This window comes from Sphingomonas sp. ABOLE (genome assembly GCF_003950455.1).
GTDB classification, from domain to species: Bacteria; Pseudomonadota; Alphaproteobacteria; order Sphingomonadales; family Sphingomonadaceae; genus Sphingomonas; species Sphingomonas trueperi.
On record NZ_QQWY01000010.1, the window covers coordinates 47,519 to 68,642 of the forward strand.

General features: G+C 69.2%; 17 protein-coding genes. 6 read left to right on the forward strand and 11 right to left on the reverse strand.

The window, feature by feature from the left end; all coding sequences use genetic code 11:
- Positions 1-9: 9 nt before the first annotated feature.
- The 3 genes from CA234_RS08110 to recF are packed head-to-tail and all read right to left on the reverse strand — an operon-like array spanning position 10 to position 4,593.
- Positions 10-1,014: a retroviral-like aspartic protease family protein gene (locus tag CA234_RS08110; protein WP_126001328.1), complete on the reverse strand. Its 1,005-nt coding sequence runs from the start codon at positions 1,012-1,014 to the stop codon at positions 10-12.
- Positions 1,015-1,067: 53 nt separating this feature from the next.
- Complete coding sequence (locus CA234_RS08115) at positions 1,068-3,479, reverse strand: ligase-associated DNA damage response DEXH box helicase (RefSeq protein ID WP_126001363.1); 2,412 nt, start codon at positions 3,477-3,479, stop codon at positions 1,068-1,070.
- Between the two features lie 46 nt (positions 3,480-3,525).
- Positions 3,526-4,593, reverse strand: coding sequence for a DNA replication/repair protein RecF (recF, locus tag CA234_RS08120; RefSeq protein ID WP_126001329.1), 1,068 nt, complete (start codon positions 4,591-4,593; stop codon positions 3,526-3,528).
- A gap of 75 nt (positions 4,594-4,668) precedes the next feature.
- Between recF and CA234_RS08125 the strand changes: the two genes are divergently transcribed.
- Positions 4,669-5,466 carry a hypothetical protein gene (locus tag CA234_RS08125; RefSeq protein WP_126001330.1) on the forward strand — a complete coding sequence of 266 codons (798 nt, stop codon included), beginning with the start codon at positions 4,669-4,671 and terminating at the stop codon, positions 5,464-5,466.
- A gap of 56 nt (positions 5,467-5,522) precedes the next feature.
- Here CA234_RS08125 and CA234_RS08130 read toward each other — a convergent pair whose 3' ends face one another.
- The 3 genes from CA234_RS08130 to CA234_RS08140 all read right to left on the reverse strand — a co-directional run bounded on the left by CA234_RS08130 (position 5,523) and on the right by CA234_RS08140 (position 8,435).
- The gene (locus CA234_RS08130) at positions 5,523-6,287 is read right to left on the reverse strand and encodes a Coq4 family protein (protein WP_126001331.1); all 765 of its coding nucleotides are present in this window, start codon (positions 6,285-6,287) and stop codon (positions 5,523-5,525) included.
- A 266-nt stretch (positions 6,288-6,553) separates the two neighbouring features.
- The gene (gene dnaN, locus CA234_RS08135; RefSeq protein WP_121072435.1) at positions 6,554-7,666 is read right to left on the reverse strand and encodes a DNA polymerase III subunit beta; all 1,113 of its coding nucleotides are present in this window, start codon (positions 7,664-7,666) and stop codon (positions 6,554-6,556) included.
- A gap of 148 nt (positions 7,667-7,814) precedes the next feature.
- Positions 7,815-8,435 (reverse strand): porin family protein, encoded by a 621-nt coding sequence (locus tag CA234_RS08140; protein ID WP_126001332.1) that lies wholly within the window; start codon positions 8,433-8,435, stop codon positions 7,815-7,817.
- A 263-nt stretch (positions 8,436-8,698) separates the two neighbouring features.
- Here CA234_RS08140 and CA234_RS08145 point away from each other — a divergent pair, with 263 nt between their 5' ends.
- The 3 genes from CA234_RS08145 to CA234_RS08155 all read left to right on the forward strand — a co-directional run bounded on the left by CA234_RS08145 (position 8,699) and on the right by CA234_RS08155 (position 11,070).
- Entirely contained in the window at positions 8,699-9,346 is a 648-nt protein-coding gene (locus tag CA234_RS08145; protein WP_126001333.1) for a histidine phosphatase family protein, read from the forward strand.
- On the forward strand, positions 9,343-9,798 hold the full coding sequence (locus tag CA234_RS08150) for a hypothetical protein (RefSeq protein ID WP_126001334.1): 456 nt from the start codon (positions 9,343-9,345) through the stop codon (positions 9,796-9,798). The genes CA234_RS08145 and CA234_RS08150 overlap by 4 nt, the downstream gene beginning before the upstream one ends.
- Positions 9,799-9,930: 132 nt before the next feature.
- Positions 9,931-11,070, forward strand: a complete 1,140-nt coding sequence (locus CA234_RS08155; protein ID WP_126001335.1) for a GNAT family N-acetyltransferase — start codon at positions 9,931-9,933, stop codon at positions 11,068-11,070.
- Positions 11,071-11,088: 18 nt separating this feature from the next.
- On the opposite strand, the gene CA234_RS08160 is transcribed toward CA234_RS08155, so the two are convergent.
- From CA234_RS08160 to ppc, 4 genes are all read right to left on the reverse strand, one after another.
- Positions 11,089-12,774 carry a hypothetical protein gene (locus CA234_RS08160; protein WP_125975058.1) on the reverse strand — a complete coding sequence of 562 codons (1,686 nt, stop codon included), beginning with the start codon at positions 12,772-12,774 and terminating at the stop codon, positions 11,089-11,091.
- A gap of 63 nt (positions 12,775-12,837) precedes the next feature.
- Positions 12,838-14,349, reverse strand: a complete 1,512-nt coding sequence (locus tag CA234_RS08165; RefSeq protein ID WP_126001336.1) for a hypothetical protein — start codon at positions 14,347-14,349, stop codon at positions 12,838-12,840.
- Positions 14,346-16,022, reverse strand: a complete 1,677-nt coding sequence (locus CA234_RS08170; RefSeq protein ID WP_241213367.1) for a hypothetical protein — start codon at positions 16,020-16,022, stop codon at positions 14,346-14,348. The genes CA234_RS08165 and CA234_RS08170 overlap by 4 nt, the downstream gene beginning before the upstream one ends.
- A gap of 111 nt (positions 16,023-16,133) precedes the next feature.
- Positions 16,134-18,800, reverse strand: a complete 2,667-nt coding sequence (ppc, locus tag CA234_RS08175) for a phosphoenolpyruvate carboxylase (RefSeq protein ID WP_126001338.1) — start codon at positions 18,798-18,800, stop codon at positions 16,134-16,136.
- Positions 18,801-18,914: 114 nt separating this feature from the next.
- On the opposite strand from ppc, the gene CA234_RS08180 reads away from it, so the two are divergent.
- Positions 18,915-19,718 carry an oxygenase MpaB family protein gene (locus CA234_RS08180; RefSeq protein WP_241213368.1) on the forward strand — a complete coding sequence of 268 codons (804 nt, stop codon included), beginning with the start codon at positions 18,915-18,917 and terminating at the stop codon, positions 19,716-19,718.
- Positions 19,719-19,722: 4 nt separating this feature from the next.
- On the opposite strand, the gene CA234_RS08185 is transcribed toward CA234_RS08180, so the two are convergent.
- On the reverse strand, positions 19,723-20,394 hold the full coding sequence (locus CA234_RS08185; RefSeq protein ID WP_126001339.1) for a YoaK family protein: 672 nt from the start codon (positions 20,392-20,394) through the stop codon (positions 19,723-19,725).
- Positions 20,395-20,475: 81 nt separating this feature from the next.
- On the opposite strand from CA234_RS08185, the gene CA234_RS08190 reads away from it, so the two are divergent.
- Complete coding sequence (locus tag CA234_RS08190; protein WP_126001340.1) at positions 20,476-21,111, forward strand: trimeric intracellular cation channel family protein; 636 nt, start codon at positions 20,476-20,478, stop codon at positions 21,109-21,111.
- Positions 21,112-21,124: the final 13 nt, after the last annotated feature.

Genomic DNA, 21,124 nt, shown 5'->3' on the forward strand with positions numbered 1-21,124 from the left:
CCGGTAAAGTCAATCGCGGGCTGGGTTGCGCAGGCCCGGCGGCAGCAGCGGCGCCTCAAAATCGGCGCGCTTGTCGCGCATGCCCCGCGGCAGGAAGAAGCGCACCTGCCGGTTGGGGAAATCGATCTCGACTCGCCGGAAGCTGCGCATCGCATCCATGCCGAGCATGATCGCCGGCCGCTTGGTGAGCCCGAAGCGCTTGAACGGCTCGGCCTCGGCAAAGGCGACCGGCAGCGCATCGAACGCAACATTGCTCACCCGCATCGCCGGCACCTGGCCATATTGCGCCAGGGTGGTGCCGCCGTCGACGCTGGTCAGCTCGATCGTCTGCAGCACCCCGACGCTCCTGCCGACCTTGCGGCGCAGCGCGTCATTGCCCATCGTCACCTGCGATCCGGTATCGAGCACCACCTGCACCCGCGCATTGCCATAATAGGCATCGGTGACGATCAGCTGGCCGAACCGGTCCTTGGCGGAAACGACGATCTCGTCGGCGGCGTGCTTCGCGTTCCGCTTGCGCTTGACGCTGGGGCGCACCGCCATGGTGCCGGTGTCGAAGTCGATCGTCACCTCGTGATCGCGCAGCGTGTCGATACCGAGCAGCCCGGCGGCGCCGATATTCCGCGCCTCGAAGGCGGGCGCGATGATATGATGCGAGGTGCCGATCGATTCGATCTTGAGGTCGGGCACGATCACGGTGGTCGCGAGGCTGCGCCCCGTCATCGAGGTGACATGGACCGCAGCACCCGCGGCGAGCCCCAGCCGCGTCGCCAGCTCGCGCGACACCACGGTGCGCTCGGCGCCGGTATCGATGATGAAATTATACGGTCCCTGCTGCGTGATGGCGACCGGTACGGTGAGCCGCGCGCTGGTCTCGCCCAGCGCCAGCTGGATCGCATCGGGCTGGCCGGCGGCGGGCGCCGTTTCGGGATTGGTCCGCCCTGACAGAGGCCCGCTCGACAGCAGGCCGAGCGGCAAGGCCCACATGACCAGCGAGGACGAGACTCCGAACATTGGAAGAACATACGCCTGTCGATGTTGCGCAGCAATCCCGCAAAAGAACGGGGTCAATCGAGCCGCATCGCCTCGGCCGCGATCGCCTCCGCCTCTTCGAGCAGCGCGTCTTCGGTGGTGCCTTGCGCGACCGATTCGCGGCCGATCATGATCAGCACCGGGACCGCCATCGGGCTTACCCGATCCAGATCGACATGGAGCATCCGCGCGCCCGCTTCGTCGAGCAGCCGGGCGAGTCGGCCGACATCGGTCATCTTGGCGCGCGCGTCTTCCCAGGCCGCGCGGAGCAGCAGATGATCGGGCTCGTATTTGCGCAGCACGTCGTAGATCAGGTCGGTGGAGAAGGTGACCTGCCGCCCCGTCTTCTTCTTGCCGGGATGCTGACGCTCGACCAGTCCGCCGATGATCGCCACTTCGCGGAAGGCGCGCTTGAGCAGCGCCGAACCCTGCACCCAGTCGACGAATTCATGTTCCAGGATGTCGGGCGAGAAGAGCGGGCGCGGATCGAGGATCTTCTCCAGCCCGTACACCGCCAGCGCATAGTCGTTGGCGACGAAGCCCAGCGGCTTGAGCCCCATCGCCTCCATCCGCCGCGTGACCAGCATGCCGAGCGACTGGTGCGCGTTCCAGCCTTCGAAGCTGTAGATGACCAGATGGTGGCGACCTTCGTGCGGGAAGGTCTCGACAAGCAGCTGGCCCGGCGCGGGCAGGGTCGACCGTCGGTCCTGCGTCTCCAGCCACTCGCGTACATCGGCGGGAAAGCGCGCCCATTGGCCGCGATCGAACAGAAAGGACCGGACGCGATCGGCCAAGTTGGCGGTGATCGCCAGCCGCGCGCCCATATAGCTGGGCACCCGCGCCTGCTTGGCGGTGGCACGGACGATCAGGTCGGTCGCCTCCACCCGCTCCACTTCGAGCGCCAAGCCGCCGAAGAAGAAGGTGTCGCCGGGCGAGAGCGAGGCGGCGAACCCCTCCTCCACCTTGCCCAGCCGCTTGCCGTTCTTGAACCGCACCTCCAGCATCGGCGACTCGACGATGATCCCGGCGTTGAGCCGATGCTGCGCAACAAAACTGGGCTGGGTGACGCGCCAGACCCCGTCCTTGCCTTGGGTCAGCCGCTTGAACTTGTCATAGGCGCGTAAAGAGTAGCCGCCGTCGGCGATGAAATTGAGGACGCGGTCGAACACTTCCTCGCTCAGCGCCGAATAGGGCAATGCTGCGCGGACCTCCTGCAGCATATCGGCCGCCAGAAAGGGGGCCGCACAGGCGCAACCCATCACATGCTGCGCCAACACGTCGAGCGCGCCGGGGCGGAAGATGTCGGGATCGAGCTCGCCCGCCTCCACGGCATCGAGCGCGGCGCGCGCCTCCAGATATTCGAAGCGGTTGCCCGGAATCAGCACCGCCTCGCTGGCTTCGTCGAGCCGGTGGTTGGCGCGGCCGATCCGCTGTAGCAGCCGCGACGAGCCCTTGGGCGCGCCCATCTGGATCACGCAGTCGACATCGCCCCAGTCGACCCCCAGGTCGAGGCTGGCGGTGGCGACCAGCGCGCGCAGTCGCCCGTCGGCCATCGCCTGCTCGGCCTTTTGCCGCGCCTCCAAGCTGAGGCTGCCATGATGGACGCCGATCGGCAGCTTGAGATCGTTGACCTTCCACAGCTGCTGGAAGACGAGCTCGGCCAGGCCGCGCGTGTTGCAGAAGACGATGGTCGTCTTGTGCGTCTCGATCTCCGCCATCACCTGCGGGATGGCATAGATGCCCGAATGCCCGGCCCAGGGCACGCGGCCCTCGGGCAGCAGGATGGCGATGTCGGGATCGGCGCCCTTCTCGCCCTGCACCAGCGTCACCGCATCGATGTCGCCATAGGGGGCGAGCCACGCGCGATACCCATCCGGATCGGCGACGGTGGCGGAGAGCCCGACCCGGCGGAAGCCCGGCGCCAGCCGCTCCAGCCGGGCGAGCGCCAGCGCCAGCAGGTCACCGCGCTTGCCGGTGGCGAAGGCGTGGATCTCGTCGATCACCACGGTCTTCAGCCCGGCGAACATCGTCAGGCTGTCCTCGTAGGACAGCAGCAGGCTGAGCGATTCGGGGGTGGTCATCAGCACCTGCGGCGGGCGGGCGCGCTGGCGGACCTTCTTCTCGTGCGGCGTGTCGCCGGTGCGCGTCTCGACCCGGATCGGCAGGCCCATCTGCTCGATCGGGGTCAGCAGGTTGCGCTGCACGTCCACCGCCAGCGCCTTGAGCGGCGAGATGTAGAGCGTGTGCAGCCCCTCGGCGGGCGCCTCGATGAGCTCGGCGAGCGTCGGCAGGAAGCCGGACAGCGTCTTGCCTGCCCCGGTGGGCGCCACCAGCAGCGCATGCCGCCCCGCCCGTACCGCTGCCAGCATGTCGCGCTGGTGCCGCCGCGGCGCCCATCCGCGCGCGGTGAACCAGTCGGCCAGAGGTGCGGGGAGATCGGCGGGCACGACCTCTATGTAGGGACCGCACAAGCGTCTGTGGAGACGCGCCGAATCACGCCGGCTCCACCCTGCCATCAGCGACGCGGAAGCGGGTGGCGCTGGCAGGGACCGCTTCGAACAGCGCAGGTTCGGTGCCGGTCATCCACACCTGCCCGCGCCCGGCCAGCCGCTCGAACAACGCCGCGCGCCGGCCGGGATCGAGATGCGCGGCGACCTCGTCGAGCAGCAGGATCGGCGGGGTGCCGACCCGGTCCGCGACCAGCTCGGCATGGGCCAGCACGATGCCGAGCAGCAGCGCCTTCTGCTCGCCCGTGGAGCAGAGATGCGCGGGCTGGGCCTTGTCGAGATGCGTCACCTGCAGATCGGCGCGATGCGGGCCGGTGAGCGTGCGCCCGGCCGCGGCATCGCGGCGACGGCCGTCGCGCAGCGCGGCGGCGAGCGCGGGCGCGTCGCCCTGCCAGCCCTCCAGCGCGAGGCCGGCACGGGCGAAGGGGCCCGAAGGCTGGTCGGCGAGCCGGGCACCCAGCGCAGCCACGGCATCGCGACGCGCGGCGTCGATCGCGGCGCCATGCTCGGCCATGCGCGCTTCCAGCGCATCGAGCCAGGCGGGATCGGGCGGCAGTTCGTCGGCGAGCAGCCGGTTGCGCTCGCGCATCGCGGCTTCGTAGCGGGTCGCCTCGTGCGCGTGGCGGGGGTTGAGCGCCAGCGTCAACCGGTCGAGGAAGCGACGGCGGTCGCCCGGCGCTTCGAGGAACAGCCGGTCCATCGCGGGGGTGAGCCACAGCACCACCAACCACTGCGCCAGGCTGGTCGCCGCGGCGGTCGCGCCGTTGACGCGGACGATCCGCCGCTCGGGCGCGTCGGCGCGGGTACCGGTGCCGATCTCGGCTTCGTCGAGCGTGGCGGCGATGCCGAATGCACCCGCCCCGCCCTGCCGCGCCATTTCGCTGAGCGGCGCGCCGCGCAGGCCGCGGCCGGGGGCGAGCAGCGACACGGCCTCCAGGATATTGGTCTTGCCCGCGCCATTCTCGCCGCTCAGCACGACGAACTCCGCTCCCGGGGTCAGCAGGGCATCTTCGTGGTTGCGGAAGTCGGTGAGCAGGAGACGCTTGACGGCCATGACTGGGGCTGTAGCGCAGCACCTTGCCCACGAACACCGCTTGGCCGATAGATCAGGGCGAAGGGATAGAAACACATGCTCCGCAAGACTGTTACGATTGCCGCGCTCGCGCTGGTCGCGGCCTGCTCCAAGGCGCCCGAGGACGTGACCGCCACCTACGCCGCCGCCGGCGGCCGCGGCACGATCACCGTCAAGGCTGCCGCCAATGGCGATGCCAAGGTGGAAGCCGGCCCGCAGACGCTGATCCACAAGGGCGGCACCGATTATGTCGTGATCACCGACGGCAACGACAAGTTCGCCGCCAGCTTCGCCGATTTCGTCGGCGCGACGCAGGACATCGCCAAGGCCAAGGGCATGAAGCCCCAGCCGCTGCCGCAGGACCCGGACTATGAAGCGGTCCAGGTCGGCGAGGAGAAGGTCGGCGACCAGAAGGGCACGATCTGGAGCGTCCAGCCCAAGGGCAACCCGCAGGGCGATTCGATCCGCATCGTCGTCAGCGACGACAGCCGCCTAAAGAACATCGCCGCCGCGATCGGCATGCAGACCAAGCTGACCGGCGCGCGCATGGCGACCGTGTTCACCAGCGTGCCGAAGGCCGAGAAGGTGCTGGAAGACGTAATCGCCAAGGGCGCCGTGCTCCGCCTGGGCGAAGCGCTGACGCTGCAGAGCGTCAAGCCGGGCGCGATCCCCGCCAGCGAGTTCGCGCTGCCGCAGGTGCTCGACCGCGCCGCGCTGCGCAAGCGGATCGAGGACCAGGCCAACAAGGCGCTCGAAGCCGCCAAGGCCGCCGGCGACAAGGCCGGTGCAGCCCCGACCGAGGGTGCGCCTGCCGCGCCCGCTCCGGCACCGGAAGCGACTCCGGCCGCGAAGTAAGGCCACCGAAACGAAGAAAGGGCGTCCGGCCTTCGCCGGGCGCCCTTTTCTTTGATCTAGAGTGCGCCGATCCCCGCCTCGGCGAGCTTTGCCTGGGCAATGCGATACTGTTTCGGCTCGGTGATCCCCAGCCGCGCCCGCGCCGCCTCCAGCGGCTCCTCGAGCAACTTCTCGTAATCCTCGGCATGGAGCCAGCCGGCGCGCTTGCCGTGGCGATAGCCTTCCCAAATCGCTTTCACGCAATCGAGCCGCCCGGTGGTGCGGATGCTCTTGAGCGCGCCGCCGATCGCGATGAAGCCCCAGCCGGTGCCGCCGGTCTGCGCATAGGAGAAGGCGACCAGGCACAATTCGCCGAGATGCTCATCGGCCTTGTAGCCGGTCAGCACGTGCCAGAGATCGTGGATGTCGCGCTCGCGCCGGCCCATCCAGGCATAGGGGTGTTCGACCTCGATCCCCTGGAATCCGCCCTCGACCATGCTGACCTGGACCAGCCCGTCGGCCGAATAGCCGGTCGAATCGAGAAAGTCGCGATAGGCCGCACCCAGCGTGCCGGGGGCGAAGCTGTCGATCCAGCTGCGGTCGGACAGGCGCTGCGACAACTCGAGCCGGCGATAGGCGAGCTTGCCGCCGCCGGGCACGGTGAGCAGCTTGCGATAATTGCGCTGGCTGACATCGCCGTTCAGCGCCCGCATGATCTTGAAGACCTGTTCGGTATCGTCGCCATTGGCGAGCAGCTTGCGCAGCGCCGACAAGGCCGTGCCCCATTCGCGTTTGAGCGGCACGCCGGGGTTGAGCAACGGTTGCGGAGCCTTGGTCGCCATGCAGTCCGATCCCTCTAACTGACACGACTGTTAATAGCACGCGGACCAGAACGTTTCAACGCGCGCAGCCATCCGTTTGAGGCGGACGACGGATCCAGGGAGATCCGCCGCCCGACCCAAGTCCCGTAAGTGCGACCCTCGGGGCTTGGCCCTGCCTATGGTCGCAAAGAAACGACCGACATAGCCGGGGAAAGCGCGGGGTGCGCTGGAAAGCGGCCGTCAACCATGGACATACCGCTGAATTTGAACGGAAAACCGGTGCGGGATCAGACCCGCATCGGCATCAATACGTAGAGCGCGGGCGACGAATCATTCTCGCGGATCAGCGTCGGCGCCGCCGCATCCGCCAGATGGACTTCGACGAGATCGCCTTCGATCTGGCCGAGAATGTCCATCAGATAGCGGCTGTTGAAGCCGATCTCGAAGCCCATCGCGGCATATTCGCCCGGGACTTCTTCCGCCGCGACGCCGTTCTCGGGGCTGGTCACCGAGAGCACGACCTTGTCGCGCTCCAGCGCCATCTTCACCGCGCGGGTCTTCTCGGTCGCGATGGTCGAGACGCGGTCGACGCCCTGCATCAGGCTCTTCGGATCGAGCTTGAGCAGCTTGTCGTTCGCGGTCGGGATCACGCGGCTGTAATCGGGGAAGGTGCCGTCGATCAGCTTCGAGGTGAGGATCGCCTGGCCCAGATCGAAGCGGATCTTCGAGGGCGAGAGCGACACGCCCACCGACCCGTCGACCTCGTCGAGCAGCTTGCGCAGCTCGGCCACGCACTTGCGCGGCACGATCACGCCCGGCATCGCATCGGCGCCGTCCGGGCAGGGCACGGTGACGCGCGCCAGCCGGTGGCCGTCCGTCGCCGCCGCGCGCAGCATGCGGCTGGCATCATCGGTCACGTGGAAGAAGATGCCGTTCAGATAATAGCGCGTCTCCTCGGTGGAGATCGCGAAGCGGGTCTTGTCGATGATCTGCTTGAGCGTCTCCGCCGGCAGCTCGAACGTGGTCGGCAGCTCGCCCTCGGCGATCATCGGGAAGTCGTCGCGCGGCAGCGTGCCGAGCTGGAAGCGGGCGCGGCCGGCGACCACCGTCAGCTTGCCCTCGGCCGCGGTGAGCACCACCTGCGAACCCTCGGGCAGCTTGCGGACGATGTCGAACAGCGTGTGCGCCGAGACCGTCGTCGCGCCGACCTGGTCGACCGCGGCGGGGATCGTCTCGTCGATCTGCAGATCGAGATCGGTCGCCATCAGCCGGATCGTGCCGCCGAGCTGCGCATCGATCAGCACGTTGGACAGGATCGGAATCGTGTTGCGCCGCTCGACCACGGACTGGACGTGGCTCAGGCCCCTCAACAGAGTTGCGCGTTCGATCGTCGCCTTCATGTACCTCAAACCCCCGGGCCGTCGCCCTGCTTTCTACCCGGCATGACCCGGCCGGTGGCAATGCGCCATGACGTACCCTTAACGCGAAAAAGGGCCGGAGCAAGCTGCCCCGGCCCTCTTTTCCACAGTCAGACGGCCTTTTCGGCGATCAGAAGCGGACGCCCAGGCCCGTGACGATCTGATGACGCTCGGGATCGACGCCGTTGGTCTGCGAGCCATAGTTGGAATAGCGATACTCCGCCTTGGCGAAGACCTTGTCGGTCAGCTTGAACTCGGCACCCGCGCCAAGACGCCAGCCGTCATAATTGTCGCGCTGGCGGAAGGAGAGCGCCGGTGCGGTGGCGGTGGCCGGCGAATCATAGTCGGTGATGAACTGCGCGTTGGTGTAGCCGGCCTTGGCGTAGATCAGCGTGCGCGGGCCTGCGAGGAAGCCGAGGCGGCCGCCGACATAGAGGTCGCGACCCGCCTTGACGCGCAGCCGGTCGCCGGCGGTAAGCACGTTGCTGCTCCGGTCGCTGATCGTCGAGCCGGTCACTTCGCCTTCGACGCCGAACACGGTGCTCCCGCGCTGGATGTCATAGCCGATATTGCCGCCATAGGTGACCCCGTCGCGCGATGCGTCATAGGACGACTTGTCGTTCACGCGGTCCCAGCCGGCGATCACTTCGGCGTGCGATCCGTTGAAGCTCTGGTCCTGCGACTGGGCGAAGGCCGGCGCTGCAAAAGCCGTGGTGGCTGCCAGGATGGCGATGGAAAGCTTGGTACGCATAACGAATACTCCTCACTGAAACCGCACCGACAGGGTGCGGCCCGACTTCAGCCGCAAGCCTTGATGGCTTCGGCTGGACGCTAGGTACCGAGGGGAAGGGGCGGCCCGCCGCGGGCGCCGCGACCTGTTCTTCCTCCCGTTCGCTCCCGGCGTTTCCGCGAGCGAGGGGACCGATGCACCCTGCGGCCTGTCGCGGGCATGAACGAATCGGGGCCAAAACGGGGCATTGCGTTTCGGGGGGTTTCGATCGAGAGACATTGGCCATGGCCAGTACCCGGAAAGGCCGCGACTTCATCGCGCGGCATGGCGAGACCGTGTTCAACATCGCCCGGCGGATGCAGGGCGACCATCCCCATACCCCGCTGACCCGCGCCGGCTTCGCCCAGGCCGACGCGATGGGCGCGGCGCTGCGCGAACTGCTGGGCCCCAAGCCCAAGCTGACGCTCTGGGCCTCAAGCGCCGGCCGCGCGCTGCAGACGCTGGCGATCATCGCCGAGCATCTCGAGCTCGACTGGCACCAGACGCGCACCGACGACCGGCTGGTCGAGATCGGCATGGGTAGCTGGAGCGGCCGCTACTACGCCGATCTGGAGCGCGAAGTGGGCAGCTTCCTCGATTCCGAGCACGGGCTCTACACGCGGCCGCCGGAGGGCGGCGAATGGTATGACGCGATCGCCGCCCGTGTCTCGGGCTGGCTGGCCGATACCGACGACGATGCCGGCGACCGGCTGGTGATCATGCACGGCATGTCAAGCCGCATCCTGCGCGGGGTGATGACCGGCCGCGACGTGCTGCCGCAGTTCGACGCAGCCGTAGCGCCGGACCTGCCGCAGGGATCGATCGTCCGGATCGAGGGCGGCGTCGAGACGGTGGTGCATCTGGGCACCGGGCGCGGCGCGGCACCGGCATGATCCTGGCGCTGGCGCTGCTCGTGCTGGCGGGGCCGCGCGAGACGATCGGCATCTTCGAGCGCTGGGGCGCGTTTCGCGATACGGCGCCGACACGCTGCTTCGCGGTGGCGCGGCCGACCGACCTGGCGCGACGCGGGGAGGCCTATCTCAGCATCGCGAACTGGCCGGGGCGCGGCGTGCGGCATCAGCTCTATGTCCGGCTCAGCCGGGCGCGCGCGGACCATGCGCGGGTGATGCTGGTCGCGGGCGAGCGGCGCTTCGAGCTCACCGCCAGCCGCCACGACGCCTGGGCACCCGATACGCGCACCGACTCGGCGATCGTTGCCGCGATGCGCGACGGGCGGGCGCTGAGCGTGGAGAGCGTGGATACGGGCGGGGTGCCGTTCGTCGACGGCTATGCGCTGCAGGGCGCGGCGAGCGCGATCGACGCGGCAACGCTGGCCTGCCTGTAGCCTCCAGCATAACGATCCGCGTCCGCTCCATCGCCCCCCTCCCGCTCGCGGGGGGGGGAGGGGGGAAGAAGGCGGAAGCGAGACCAGAACAAACCACTGGCACCCACCGCGCGACGCACTATCTTGTCCCGCGTGCGATCCCCACCCGTCACCGCCCGCCTCGCCGACGGCGTCGCCTCGATACCGGCAAAGCAATGGGATGCCTGTGCGGGCCCCGACAACCCGTTCCTCAGCCACGCCTTCCTGTCGCTACTCGAAGCCTCGGGCTCGGCGACCGCGCAGGCCGGCTGGCAGCCGCTGCCGATCGTGGTCGACGGCGCGGACGGCACCCCCGCCGCGATTGCGCCCGCCTATGCCAAGAGCCACAGCCAGGGCGAATATGTATTCGACCATAGCTGGGCCGACGCCTGGGAGCGCGCCGGCGGACGCTACTACCCCAAGCTGCAGGTAGCGGTGCCGTTCACCCCCGTTCCCGGCCCCCGCCTGCTGCTGCGCGATCCCGAACAGGCCCCCGCGCTGATCGCCGCCATCGAGGCGGTGGTGGACCAGCACGGCCTCTCCTCGGCCCACGCCACCTTCGTCGAGGAAGCGCAGGTCCCGCTGTTCGAAGCGGCAGGCTGGCTGATTCGCACGGGCACCCAGTTCCACTGGCAGAATGACGGCTATGGGAGCTTCGACGATTTCCTCGGCGCGCTCACCAGCCGCAAGCGCAAGGCGATCCGCAAGGAGCGCGCCGCCGCGGTCGAGGGGCTGACCATCCGCCGCCTCACCGGCGCCGAGATCACCGAAGCGCATTGGGACGCCTTCTGGGCCTTCTACCAGGATACCGGCAGCCGGAAGTGGGGCCGCCCCTATCTCACCCGGCCCTTCTTCTCGATGCTCGGCGAAGCGCTGGGCGACAAGGTGCTGCTGATCTTCGCAGAGCGCGACGGGTGGCCGATCGCCGGCGCGCTCAACCTGATCGGGAGCGATGCGCTCTACGGCCGCTATTGGGGCTGCACGGAAGACGTGCCGTTCCTTCACTTCGAGCTCTGCTACTACCAGGCGATCGACGCGGCGATCGAACGCGGCCTGCCCCGCGTCGAGGCCGGCGCGCAGGGCGAGCACAAGCTGGCGCGCGGCTATGTGCCGGTGACGACCTGGTCGGCGCATTACCTTCCCGACCCCGGCTTCCGCCGCGCCGTCGCCGACTTCCTCGTGCGCGAGCAGCAGGCGGTGGAGCGCGAACAGGAATATCTGGAAGAGCTGACGCCGTTCAAAAAGGCGGAGTAGGGCGACGGAGGATCGCCCTCAGGAGGGCGGTGCGGTGCCGTTGCCCGGCAGTTCGCCCGCCGCTTCGGCCTCGCGGATCAGCACCGCCTCGGGCCGCGGGATCGGCAGGTCGCCGGGGTTGAGCCCCGGCCCCGGCACATCATGGTCCACCCGGTAGAGCACGCTCGGTCCGTCGCGCCACACCGGGATCAGCCCCTGCTCGTAGCGCTTGTCGTACGCCGGCGGACGGATCAGCCAGACATAGTCGAACGCGTCGCGCGGGAAGAGCGCCAGGCTACGCGCGATCGGGCGCCACCATTCGCGCGGGCACTGGACGTTGGTCACCAGCTCCGACGGATCGTGGGCGAAGCGCTTGGCGGCGCGGTAGTGCACCGTCATCAGCTGGCCGCCGGGCATCGACCATTGGTCGTTGGTATAGGCCAGCCGCCGCTCGAGCGCGAGGCCGGGGACGTGCTGCAGCCGGGTCATCGCCCATTCGTTGTAGCAGGTCTCGCCGACGAAGCTCACCAGCCGCGCGCCGATCGGCACATGGTCCAGCGCCTTGAGCTCGCGGTCATAGGCCTTGTCGTAGAGGTAGAAGCTCGCCGTGGTCGCGCCGATGCGGGCGAGGAAGAAGGCGAGGCCGAGCACCGCCACCAGCGTCGCGCCGCGCATCGACAGGCCGGGCTTGGGCCGGATCGCCAGGATCGCGATCGCGATCAGGAACGGCACCATCCGCATGTCAGCATAGGCCGATCCGAACACCACGCGCGGTAGCAACAGATAGACCAACAGCAGCAACAGCGCCGACAGGCCCAGGTTGCGCGAATATTGAAGGTTCGGATCGCGCACCGCCTTGAGCATCAGCAGGAAGATCACGCCGACGCTGGCGAGGTCGAACAACTGCCAGCGGTCGCGGAACACCTGGGTGACCCACAGGGTCTTGGCGCGCCAGTTGAACCAGTCGAAGGTCTGGCCGGAGACATGCTCGCCGCCGCGCCAGATCACCATCAGCACCGCGGGCAGCGCCAGCACCAGGCATTGCAGCCCGGCGAAGAACAGGGGCGCGATCCAGCCGTCCTTCAGATCCTTGTACCAGGGCAGCGCGCGGTTGCGGCGCAGGTCGTGCTGGCGGACCAGCTCGGCCGAGAAGGCAAGCACGCCAAGCACGCCCCAGCCGAAAGTGTGGGTGATCCAGATGATCACAGACAGCGGCACGAACACCATCGAGCGGAACTGGAACTTGCCCAGCCGCGCCAGCCGCAGCCACCAGCCGAACGCCAGCATCGCCATGCCGAGCGACAGCGCGAAATTGACGAAGCCGAAATGGAAGGGGAAGGCATAGGCGAGCGGCAGCGCGAACAGCGCGGTCGCCGGAATGCGGCCATGCACCTCGCGCGCGATCATCAGGAAGCCGGCGACGGTCATCGCCGGGATCGTGATCACGATCAGCTTCACGCCCAGTTCGAGCCCGAAGATCTTGGACATCGGGAAGACCAGCAGGTCGACCCCCAGATTGCCCATCAGCTGCCAGCGGAAATCATACCATTCGTGCAGCCACGGCACCTCGTCATAGACCAGCTGCACCCGGTAGCGGCCCATATGGCCGGGCAGGTCGACGAGCGGCGGGATGTCCGGCCACAGCAGCGGCACCGTCGCCACCAGCGTCGCGAACAATACGAACCAGCGCGTCTGCCACCAGCGCAGCGAAACCCCGTTATCCATCGCGCCGCTTTAGTGTGCCAGCGGCCGGTACGGCAAGCGCTTGTCGGCGAGGCGCGGCGGCGGCTAGCGCGCGGCCGCGCCGCCTTGCGGTTCAAGCCGGTACAAGGCGTCCCTACCATCGCTCCAGACGCGGACGGCCCCGACGACGCGCATGCTGGCGGGCGGATCGATCAGCCAGACATGGTCGAAGGCGCCCCGCGGCAGCCGCGCAAGGGCCGCGCGGAGCGTCGGGATGCCCGCGGCGGCGGCGCAGCTTTCCTCGGCGACGATCTGCGAGGGATCGGTGGCGAACGCGCCGAACCCTTCGCGGCGCACCTGCATCAGGCCGGTGGACCCGAGATCGAACTCGTCGTTGGCGAAAGCCGAACGGCGAACGACGGCCATGCTCGGCAAGTGGTTCAGCCGCGCGATCGGCCATCCCGCCGCGCACCGGTTGTGCACGAAGGCGGCGACGCGTGCGCCGAAGGGCAGATGCTCCAGCGCGACCAGCCGCCGCTGCCAGTCGCGCCCCTCGATCGCGAGATCGGCGGTCACCGCCAGCGTGCGGACGAGCAGGAAGCCGAGGCCGACCCAGGCGAGCAGGCGGCGGTGGTCGGGCATCGTGCCTTCCGCCAGCAGCGCGAGGATCACCGCATAGGGCAGGATCCGCGCATCGACATAGGCGGTGCCGAACGGCAGCAGCAGGAACAGCGCGGCCATCGCCAGCGCCGCCGCGGCGAGGCTGGCCGAGCGCGGCTGCCCGCGCCGGCGCCAGCTGCCATAGAGCAGCAGCACGACCAGCAGCAGCGAGGCGAGGTCGAGCCATTGCCAGCGATCGCGCAGCAGCGTTACGAACCAGCCGAGCTTCATCGGAAAGCGGGTCCAGAGATCGCTGCCCCCTGCCCCGTCACCGGGATGCCAGCGCAGCAGCACCAGCGAAGGCGGCGCCAGCGGCAGGCAGGCAACGCCCGCCCCCAGAATCGCCCGGCTCCAGCCCGATCCTGCGGCGCGGTGTCGCGCAAGCTCGGAAGCGAAGACCATCACACCCAGCGTCAACCAGCCGAACAGATGGGCCGTCCACACCAGCCAGGCGATACCGAGGAACAGCCCGGCGCGCAGCCGGAAGCGGCCCTGCCGCGTCAGCCGCAGCCACAGCGCGAAGGCGTTGAGCGCCAGCGCCATGGCGAGCGTGTAGTTGAGAAAGCCGTAGAGAAAGGGAAGCGTGCAGGCGAGCGGCAGCGCGAGCAGCGCCATCGGTTGCACCCGGCCATGCGCCTCGCGCGAAAGCCACAAGATGCCCGTCGCGGTCAGCATCGGGATCGCGACCGCGATCGCCTTGACCGTCGGCTCGAGGCCGAACCAGGGGGCCAGGGCAGCGACGAGCAGGTCCACGCCGAGATAGCCGACGAACCGCCAGTGGAAATCATACCATGTCGCCAGCACCGACGTGCCGCCGTCCAGCATCACCCGGTAGCGCGCCATGTGGCCCGGCAGGTCGAGCAGCGGGGGAAGTGCAGGCCAGAGCAGCGGCACCGCGCCGAGCAGCACCGCCGCCAGCGCGAACCAGCGCCGCTCCCACCAGCAGCGGTCGCTCACTGGGTGGTGCGCCGCGCCGGCTGGGTGAGGGTGTAGACGCGGGTGCTCGCGCCCGGCGGGGAGATCTGGCGGAGCCAGGGCGGCACCTGGCCCGCCATCAGGCTGTCAGCGAGCAACTGGCGATCCTTCGAACGCGCGCCCAGTTCGGCAAAGCCGTCCTTGCATAGGGCGACATAGTCCACCCCCCAGCGCCGCGCGAGCGCTTCCGCCTGGGGGGTGGGGCTGCGGAACAGGTCGTACATGGCACGATTTCCTTGCGTGTCGCGGTGATAGGGTCCGGCGAGGACATGATGGCGGGTGGTGGCGAGCAGCGTCGGGCCGAAATCGATCGGCGCAGCGACCATGCCGGGGGGCAGCGCGGCGAGGCGCGCCGCGGCGGCGGCAGCCGTACAGCCATGCCCGGCCGTGACAGGCGCGGCGGGGGTCAGCCGGTCGCCGAGCCCCGCATGGGCGATCCCGCTGGCGGCAAGCCAGGCGACGACCAGCGCGAGCGGTCCCCGCGGCCGGGCGGCGGCGATCATCGCGGCGAGCGCCGGCACCGCGGTCAGCGCCGCCAGCGGCGCACCGCGCACCTGCACCAGCGTAACCGCGACCGCCGTCACCTGGAATCCGAGGATGATCCACGCTGCGGCCGTCCGCGTCGTCCAGGCGAACCAGATGCCGGCGCCGAGCCCGACCAGCGCCATGCCCCCGGCGGCGACCGCCTTGCCGAGCGGCAGCGCGAGGAGCGACTGCGCTTCGTTGACATGGGCGAGCCACAGCCGGGCGAGCAGCGGGTCGACCTGCCCATAGGGATGGAGGCACGCAGGCGCGCTCACGACGGCAGCCGCCAGCGCGAGCCCTCCGCCGACAATCAGCACCGCGGTGCGCCCCGCGACGGATTGGATCGTGAAGCCGCCCACGGCCATCGTCGCGGGCGCCAGCGCCGCCAGCATCGCCGCGCGCCACAGGATCGCGGTGAAGCCGTCGCAGGCGGCAACGTCCCAGCCGCTTGTCCGGAAGACCGCGGCGGCAGCGCTCAGGCCCAGCAGCAGCGCGGTCGCATAACCCGCCATCCGCGCCTGGCCCGCGGCGGCATCGAGCCGCCAGCGCAGCGCGATGGCGGCACCACCGGCGGCGAGCAGCGGCGCCGTCTCCATGCCGACGATGAGTGACAGCACCGTCGCCATGCCGGCGATCGCGCCTTGCCCCAGCGTGCCCCGCCCGACACAGGCATGGAGCAGCGCGAGCACGAGCACGATCTGCAGCGCGTGATGATCGATCCGCCCGGGCGTGAACAGGGTGATCGCGGGAAAGGCCAGCGCGCCGAGGATGACCGCGACGAATCCGGATTGGCCGAGGCGACGCGCGATCGCGGCAATCACGATCAGCATCGCCGCGAACAGCAGCAGCGGCGAGACGACCACGGCGACGACGCTCGCCGCGTGCGTTCCGAGCAAGGGCGTCAGCGCCAGGATCAGCGCCGCGGGCACCAGATCGGCCAGCCGCGACCAGTGCATCTGCAGCCCCGGCGCCGGGCCCAGCCGGTGCTGGGCGAGATCGGTGAACGCCTGCCCACCCAGCCAGTCGCGGATCTGCTGGAGGCGCATCAGATCGTCGGTATCGGGCAGCCGCAAGGCGCCCAGCGCAGCATGATCGCGCAGCGTCCAGGCGATTCCCATCAGCAACGCCATACCAATGGCGAGCAGCGAATCGCGTCGTACGTTGCGGAGGTGCCCTGGTCCCATGCAGACCAGCGCTAGGGCACCATGGTTAATCAGGCGTTTCGGACCGGCTCCGGGCGGTTACCCGCTATTGCGCAGCGCGGTGGCGATCGCGTTGATCGAAAGCAGGATGCCCTCGCCGATCCGCGGATCCGCCTCGCCCGCCCGGTGGCGCTTCATCAGTTCGATCTGGAGCAGGTTGAGCGGCTCGATATAGGGCAGCCGCAAGCGGATCGAGGTATCGAGCAGCGGGTGCTTCTCCAGCAGCCGCGTCTGGCGCGTCACCTGGAGCAGCCCGTCCTGCGTCTGCTGCCAGCCGTCCTTGATCCGGCCGAAGATGGCGTCGCGAAGCTCGGCATCCTCGACCAGCGCGGCATAATGGCTGGCGATGCCCATGTCGGACTTGGCGAGCACCTGCTCCATATTGTCGAGCGTCGCGCGGAACAGCGGCCAGGCGCTGGCCATCTCGCGCAGCAGCCCCTTGTCCTCGAACGCGTCGAGCGCCGCGCCGACGCCGTACCAGCCCGGCAGCATCACGCGCGCCTGCGCCCAGCTGAACACCCAGGGGATCGCGCGCAGATCCTCGATCGCGTCGCTCTTCTTGCGGCTCGCCGGGCGCGAGCCGATCTTGAGGCCGGCGATCTCGGCGATCGGCGTCATCTGGCGGAAGAAGGTGGTGAAGCCAGACGTCTCGTAGACCAGCCCGCGATAGGCACGGAAAGCGTTGTCGGAGAGCTGGTCCATCGCCGCGGCGAAGCGCTCGGCATCGGCAGGTGCCAGCTGTTCGGGCTCCAGGCTGGCGAGCAGCGTTGCCGAAGTCATCGCCTCCAGATTGGTCATCGCGCTTTCGGGGCTGCCGTACTTGGCGGCGATCACTTCGCCCTGCTCGGTGATGCGGATGCGGCCCTGCACCGTACCCGGCGGCTGGGCGAGGATCGCCGAGAAGCTCGACCCGCCGCCGCGCCCCACCGCGCCGCCGCGGCCATGGAACAGCTGCATCGCGATGCCAGCTTTCTCGAACACCGGCTTGAGCGCGGTCGAACCGCGGCTGAGCTGCCAGGTGGAGGTGAGATAGCCGCCGTCCTTGTTCGAATCGGAATAGCCAATCATCACTTCCTGGTGCCCGCGCCCTGCGGCGATCGCGGCGACTTCGGGCAGGCCGAGCCAGGCCTGCATGATCGGCGGCGCGGCTTCGAGATCGGCGATCGTCTCGAACAGCGGGATCGCCATGATATGCGCCTGCGGCGTGTCGCCCGGCACGTACAGCCCGGCTTCCTTGAGCAGGATATGGACCTCGAGCAGGTCCGACACCGACTGCGCCATCGAGACGATGTAATGGCGGATGCAGTCGCGTCCGTAGCGGGCATGCGCCGCCGCCGCCTCGCGCACGATGGCGAGCTCGGAGGCGGTTTCCTCCGAATAGACGGCATAGGGGCTGGTCAGCGGCCGGGCATTGGCGAGCTCGCCACGGAGCAGGTCGATGCGCGCCTGCTCGTCGAGCGCGGCATAGTCGTCGCACACGCCTGCCGACCGGAGCAGCTCCGCCACCACGCGCTCGTGGATCGCGCTGTTCTGGCGCATGTCGAGCGTGGCAAGGTGGAAGCCGAAGGTCTCGACCGCGCGGATCAGCCGGCCGAGCGCGCCGCCGGTGGCGAGCGGGCCGCCATCGGCCAGCCCGCGCGCGATGGCGACTAGATCCTCGCGGAACTCGGCGGGATGGCCATAGGGCTTGGCCGGGATCGGCGATGGGCGACCCGGCTTCTTGCCGACCAGCTGCGCGTGCGTGGCGGAGAGGCGGGCGTAGATGCCGGTCAGCGCGCGGCGATAGGGTTCGTCGCTGCGGCTCTTGCCGGTGTCGCCGCTGGCCTCGGCAAGCTTCAGCACCGCCTCGGGCACCTCGCTATGCTCGGTCGAGATCGACAGCTCGGCGCCGAGCGCGTGGACCGACTCGAGATAATGGTCGAGCACCGTCTCCGCCGCGCGGGCGAGCGCGAAGCGCATCGATTCGGCGGTGACGAAGGGATTGCCGTCGCGGTCGCCGCCGATCCAGCTGCCGGGGCGCAGGAAGCTCGGCGCGCGGTCGCCCAGCGCGCGGTCCCAGCGGGCGTAGAGCGCCGGCAGCACCGGCAGGAACACGTCGCGGAAATAGGAGAGCGCGGTCTCGACCTCGTCGGGCACGCCCAGCTTTTCGCGGCGCAGCACCCGCGTCTGCCAGAGCAGCGCGATCTGGCGGAGGATCGCTTCTTCCACCTGGTCGCCGTCGGGCGTCTCGGCGACGCCCTGGTCGCGCAGCCGCATCAGTTCGGCGATCCGGTTCTTGTGGTCGATCATCGACTTGCGCCGCACCTCGGTGGGGTGGGCGGTGAGCACCGGGCTGACCAGCGCATGCTCCAGCAGCGCCATCACCGGCTCGCGGCCGATCCCGGCCTTGGCCAGCCGCTCCAGCGCGGCGGCGACATCGGCATCCTTCTCGGTGGCGACGCCCTGGCGATCCTCGGCGAGGTTCGCGAGCATCGAGAACAGCATGAAGCCGCGGACGAAGTCGAGCGTCTCGTCCAGGCTCAGCCGGTCCAGTCCGGAATCGATCGCCCCCGCCCCCGCCACGCCGCGATGCCGGTCGACCGAGGTCGCGCGGATATATTCGATCCGCTTGAACAATGCCTCGCCGCCATAGGCACGAATGACGTCGCCGAGCAGCCGTCCGAGGAAGCGGATGTCGGGGTTGTTGGTGATCGCGAGTGTGGCCATGGGCGCGATTGCTGCACTGCAAAGCGAACCCGGTCAACTTGTTCGCGCTACCAGAGTACCTAGCTTAGCAAGATGGATTTCGTTGCATTTGCAACCCACAGCGTACGGCGGGCGATGATCGGCCAGGTGCGTGCCGTGTTCAACGATGCCGCACGTGGCGAAGCGCCGGTACAGCCGAGCGACGACGCGCTGTTCCCCCGCGATTCGGTGCTGTGGCGGGTGCATGGCGACGTGACGACGATGATGGTCGGCGGGGTCGCGGCGCTGCTGCTCCAGATGCTGCATCCGGCGGTGCTGGCCGGGGTGTGGGATCACTCGAAGTTCCGCCACGACATGCTCGGTCGGCTGCGCGGCACCGCGCGCTTCATCGCCCAGACCAGCTATGCGGCGCGCGACGAGGCCGAGGCGGCGATCGCGCGGGTGCGCAACATCCACGCGCATATCCGCGGCACCCTGCCCGACGGCACGCCCTATCGTGCCGACGATCCTCGGCTGCTCGCCTGGGTGCACGTGACCGAGGCGGTGAGCTTCCTCGACAGCTGGATCCGCTATGCCGAGCCCGGCATGTCGCGCGCCGATCAGGATCGCTATTTCGCCGAGTTCGCACAAGTTGCCGAGGCGCTGGGTGCCGATCCGGTGCCGCACAGCCGCGCCGAGGCACTGGCGCTGATCGCCGCGATGCGGGGCGAGTTGCGCTACGACGCGCGGACCCGCGAGGTTGCCCGGCTGCTGCTCGACCAGCCCGCGCCCAATCTCGCGACCAAGCCCTTCCAGGCGATGACCTTCGCCGCCGCGATCGACCTGCTGCCTGGCTGGGCGCGGCAGATGCACCATCGCTCCACCCCGCCGCTCGCCGCGCCGGCCGTGCGGCTGGGCACCCGCGGCGTCGCGGAGACGCTGCGCTGGGCGTTTCGCTGACGGCTCAGCGCACCAGCGTGAGATCGGGCCGCCCGCGCGGCCGGGTCATGCTCGCCAGCAGCAGCGTCAGCACCGCAGCGAACAGCGGCGCCAGCCACAGCGCGTTCCAGCCCCAGCGGAACTGGCTCTCGGCGCCGATCACCACCCCGCTGACGAAGCCGAGCCACAGCGCCAAATAGCGCAGCCAGCCGAAGCGATCGGCATCGCCCATCAGCGCGCCGGCAAGCTTCTGCCCCATCTTGACCAGCGAGCCGGTCATGTAGGTGAGGCCGATCGTCACTTCGCCGTCGCGCTGGAACACGCCGTTCTCGGTGCCCATCGCGGCGGCGAGCAGCAGCAGCACGACGGGCCCGGGCATCAGCGTCGCGACGATCGCGGCAAGCGTCAGCAGCAGCGTCACCGCCGCCATCACCACCGGCTGCTGGCGATGCGGCCGAGCGCGGCCGATCACGCTCGACAGGATCACGCCCGCCACGAAGCTCATCACCAGCGACGCGGCGATCGCGGCATCATAGCTGGAGCCGCTGCCGAGGCCAACGCCCAGACGCGTCGAATTGCCGCTCATGAACGAGGCGAAGAAACCGCCCAGGCTGGTGAAGGCGAGCGCATCGACGAAGCCGGCGAGCGCCGCCAGGAGGATCGCGAGCGCGATCAGCGGGGACTCGGTACGTTGCATGGCCCCTCTCTGCCCCAAGCGGCGGCTCCTCGCCAAGGCCCGTGTTTGACTTGGGGGCAGGCCGCGCGGCAAAGCGAGGACATGAACAGTTCGGTCGCCGCCCAGATCGGTCCCATCCTGCCCTGGCTCGACCTGTTCGGCATCGCGGTGTTTGCCGCCACCGGCGCGCTCGCCGCGACGCGGCACCAGCAGACCATCGTCACCGCCACCTTCTTCGCGCTGATCACCGGGGTCGGCGGCGGCACGGTGCGCGACCTGCTGATCGGCGCGCCGGTCTTCTGGGTACACGACGCCACCGTCGCCTCGCTGTGCCTGGGCATGTCGGCGATCGTGTGGATCACGCCGCAGTATTGGTGGAGCGATCGTACCTTCGCCTGGCTCGATGCACTGGGGCTGGCCGCCTATGCCGCGTTCGGCGCCGCCAAGTCGCTCGGCTATGGCATCCCGCCGGTGCCGGCGGCGGTGATGGGGGTGGTGACCGCCTGCGTCGGCGGCATCATCCGCGACGTGCTGGCCGGCGAGCCGTCAATCCTGATGCGCCCCGAACTCTATGTGACGGCGGCCGCGCTCACCGCATCGCTGTACGTGCTGCTCAGCCTGCTCGGGCTGCCGCCCTATGCGGCAGGACTCGCCTCCGCCACTGCGGGCTTCGCGCTGCGCGGCGCGGCGATGCTCTGGAAATGGGGACTGCCCGCCTATCGCGGCAGCAAGAACTGACGCCGCCCACACC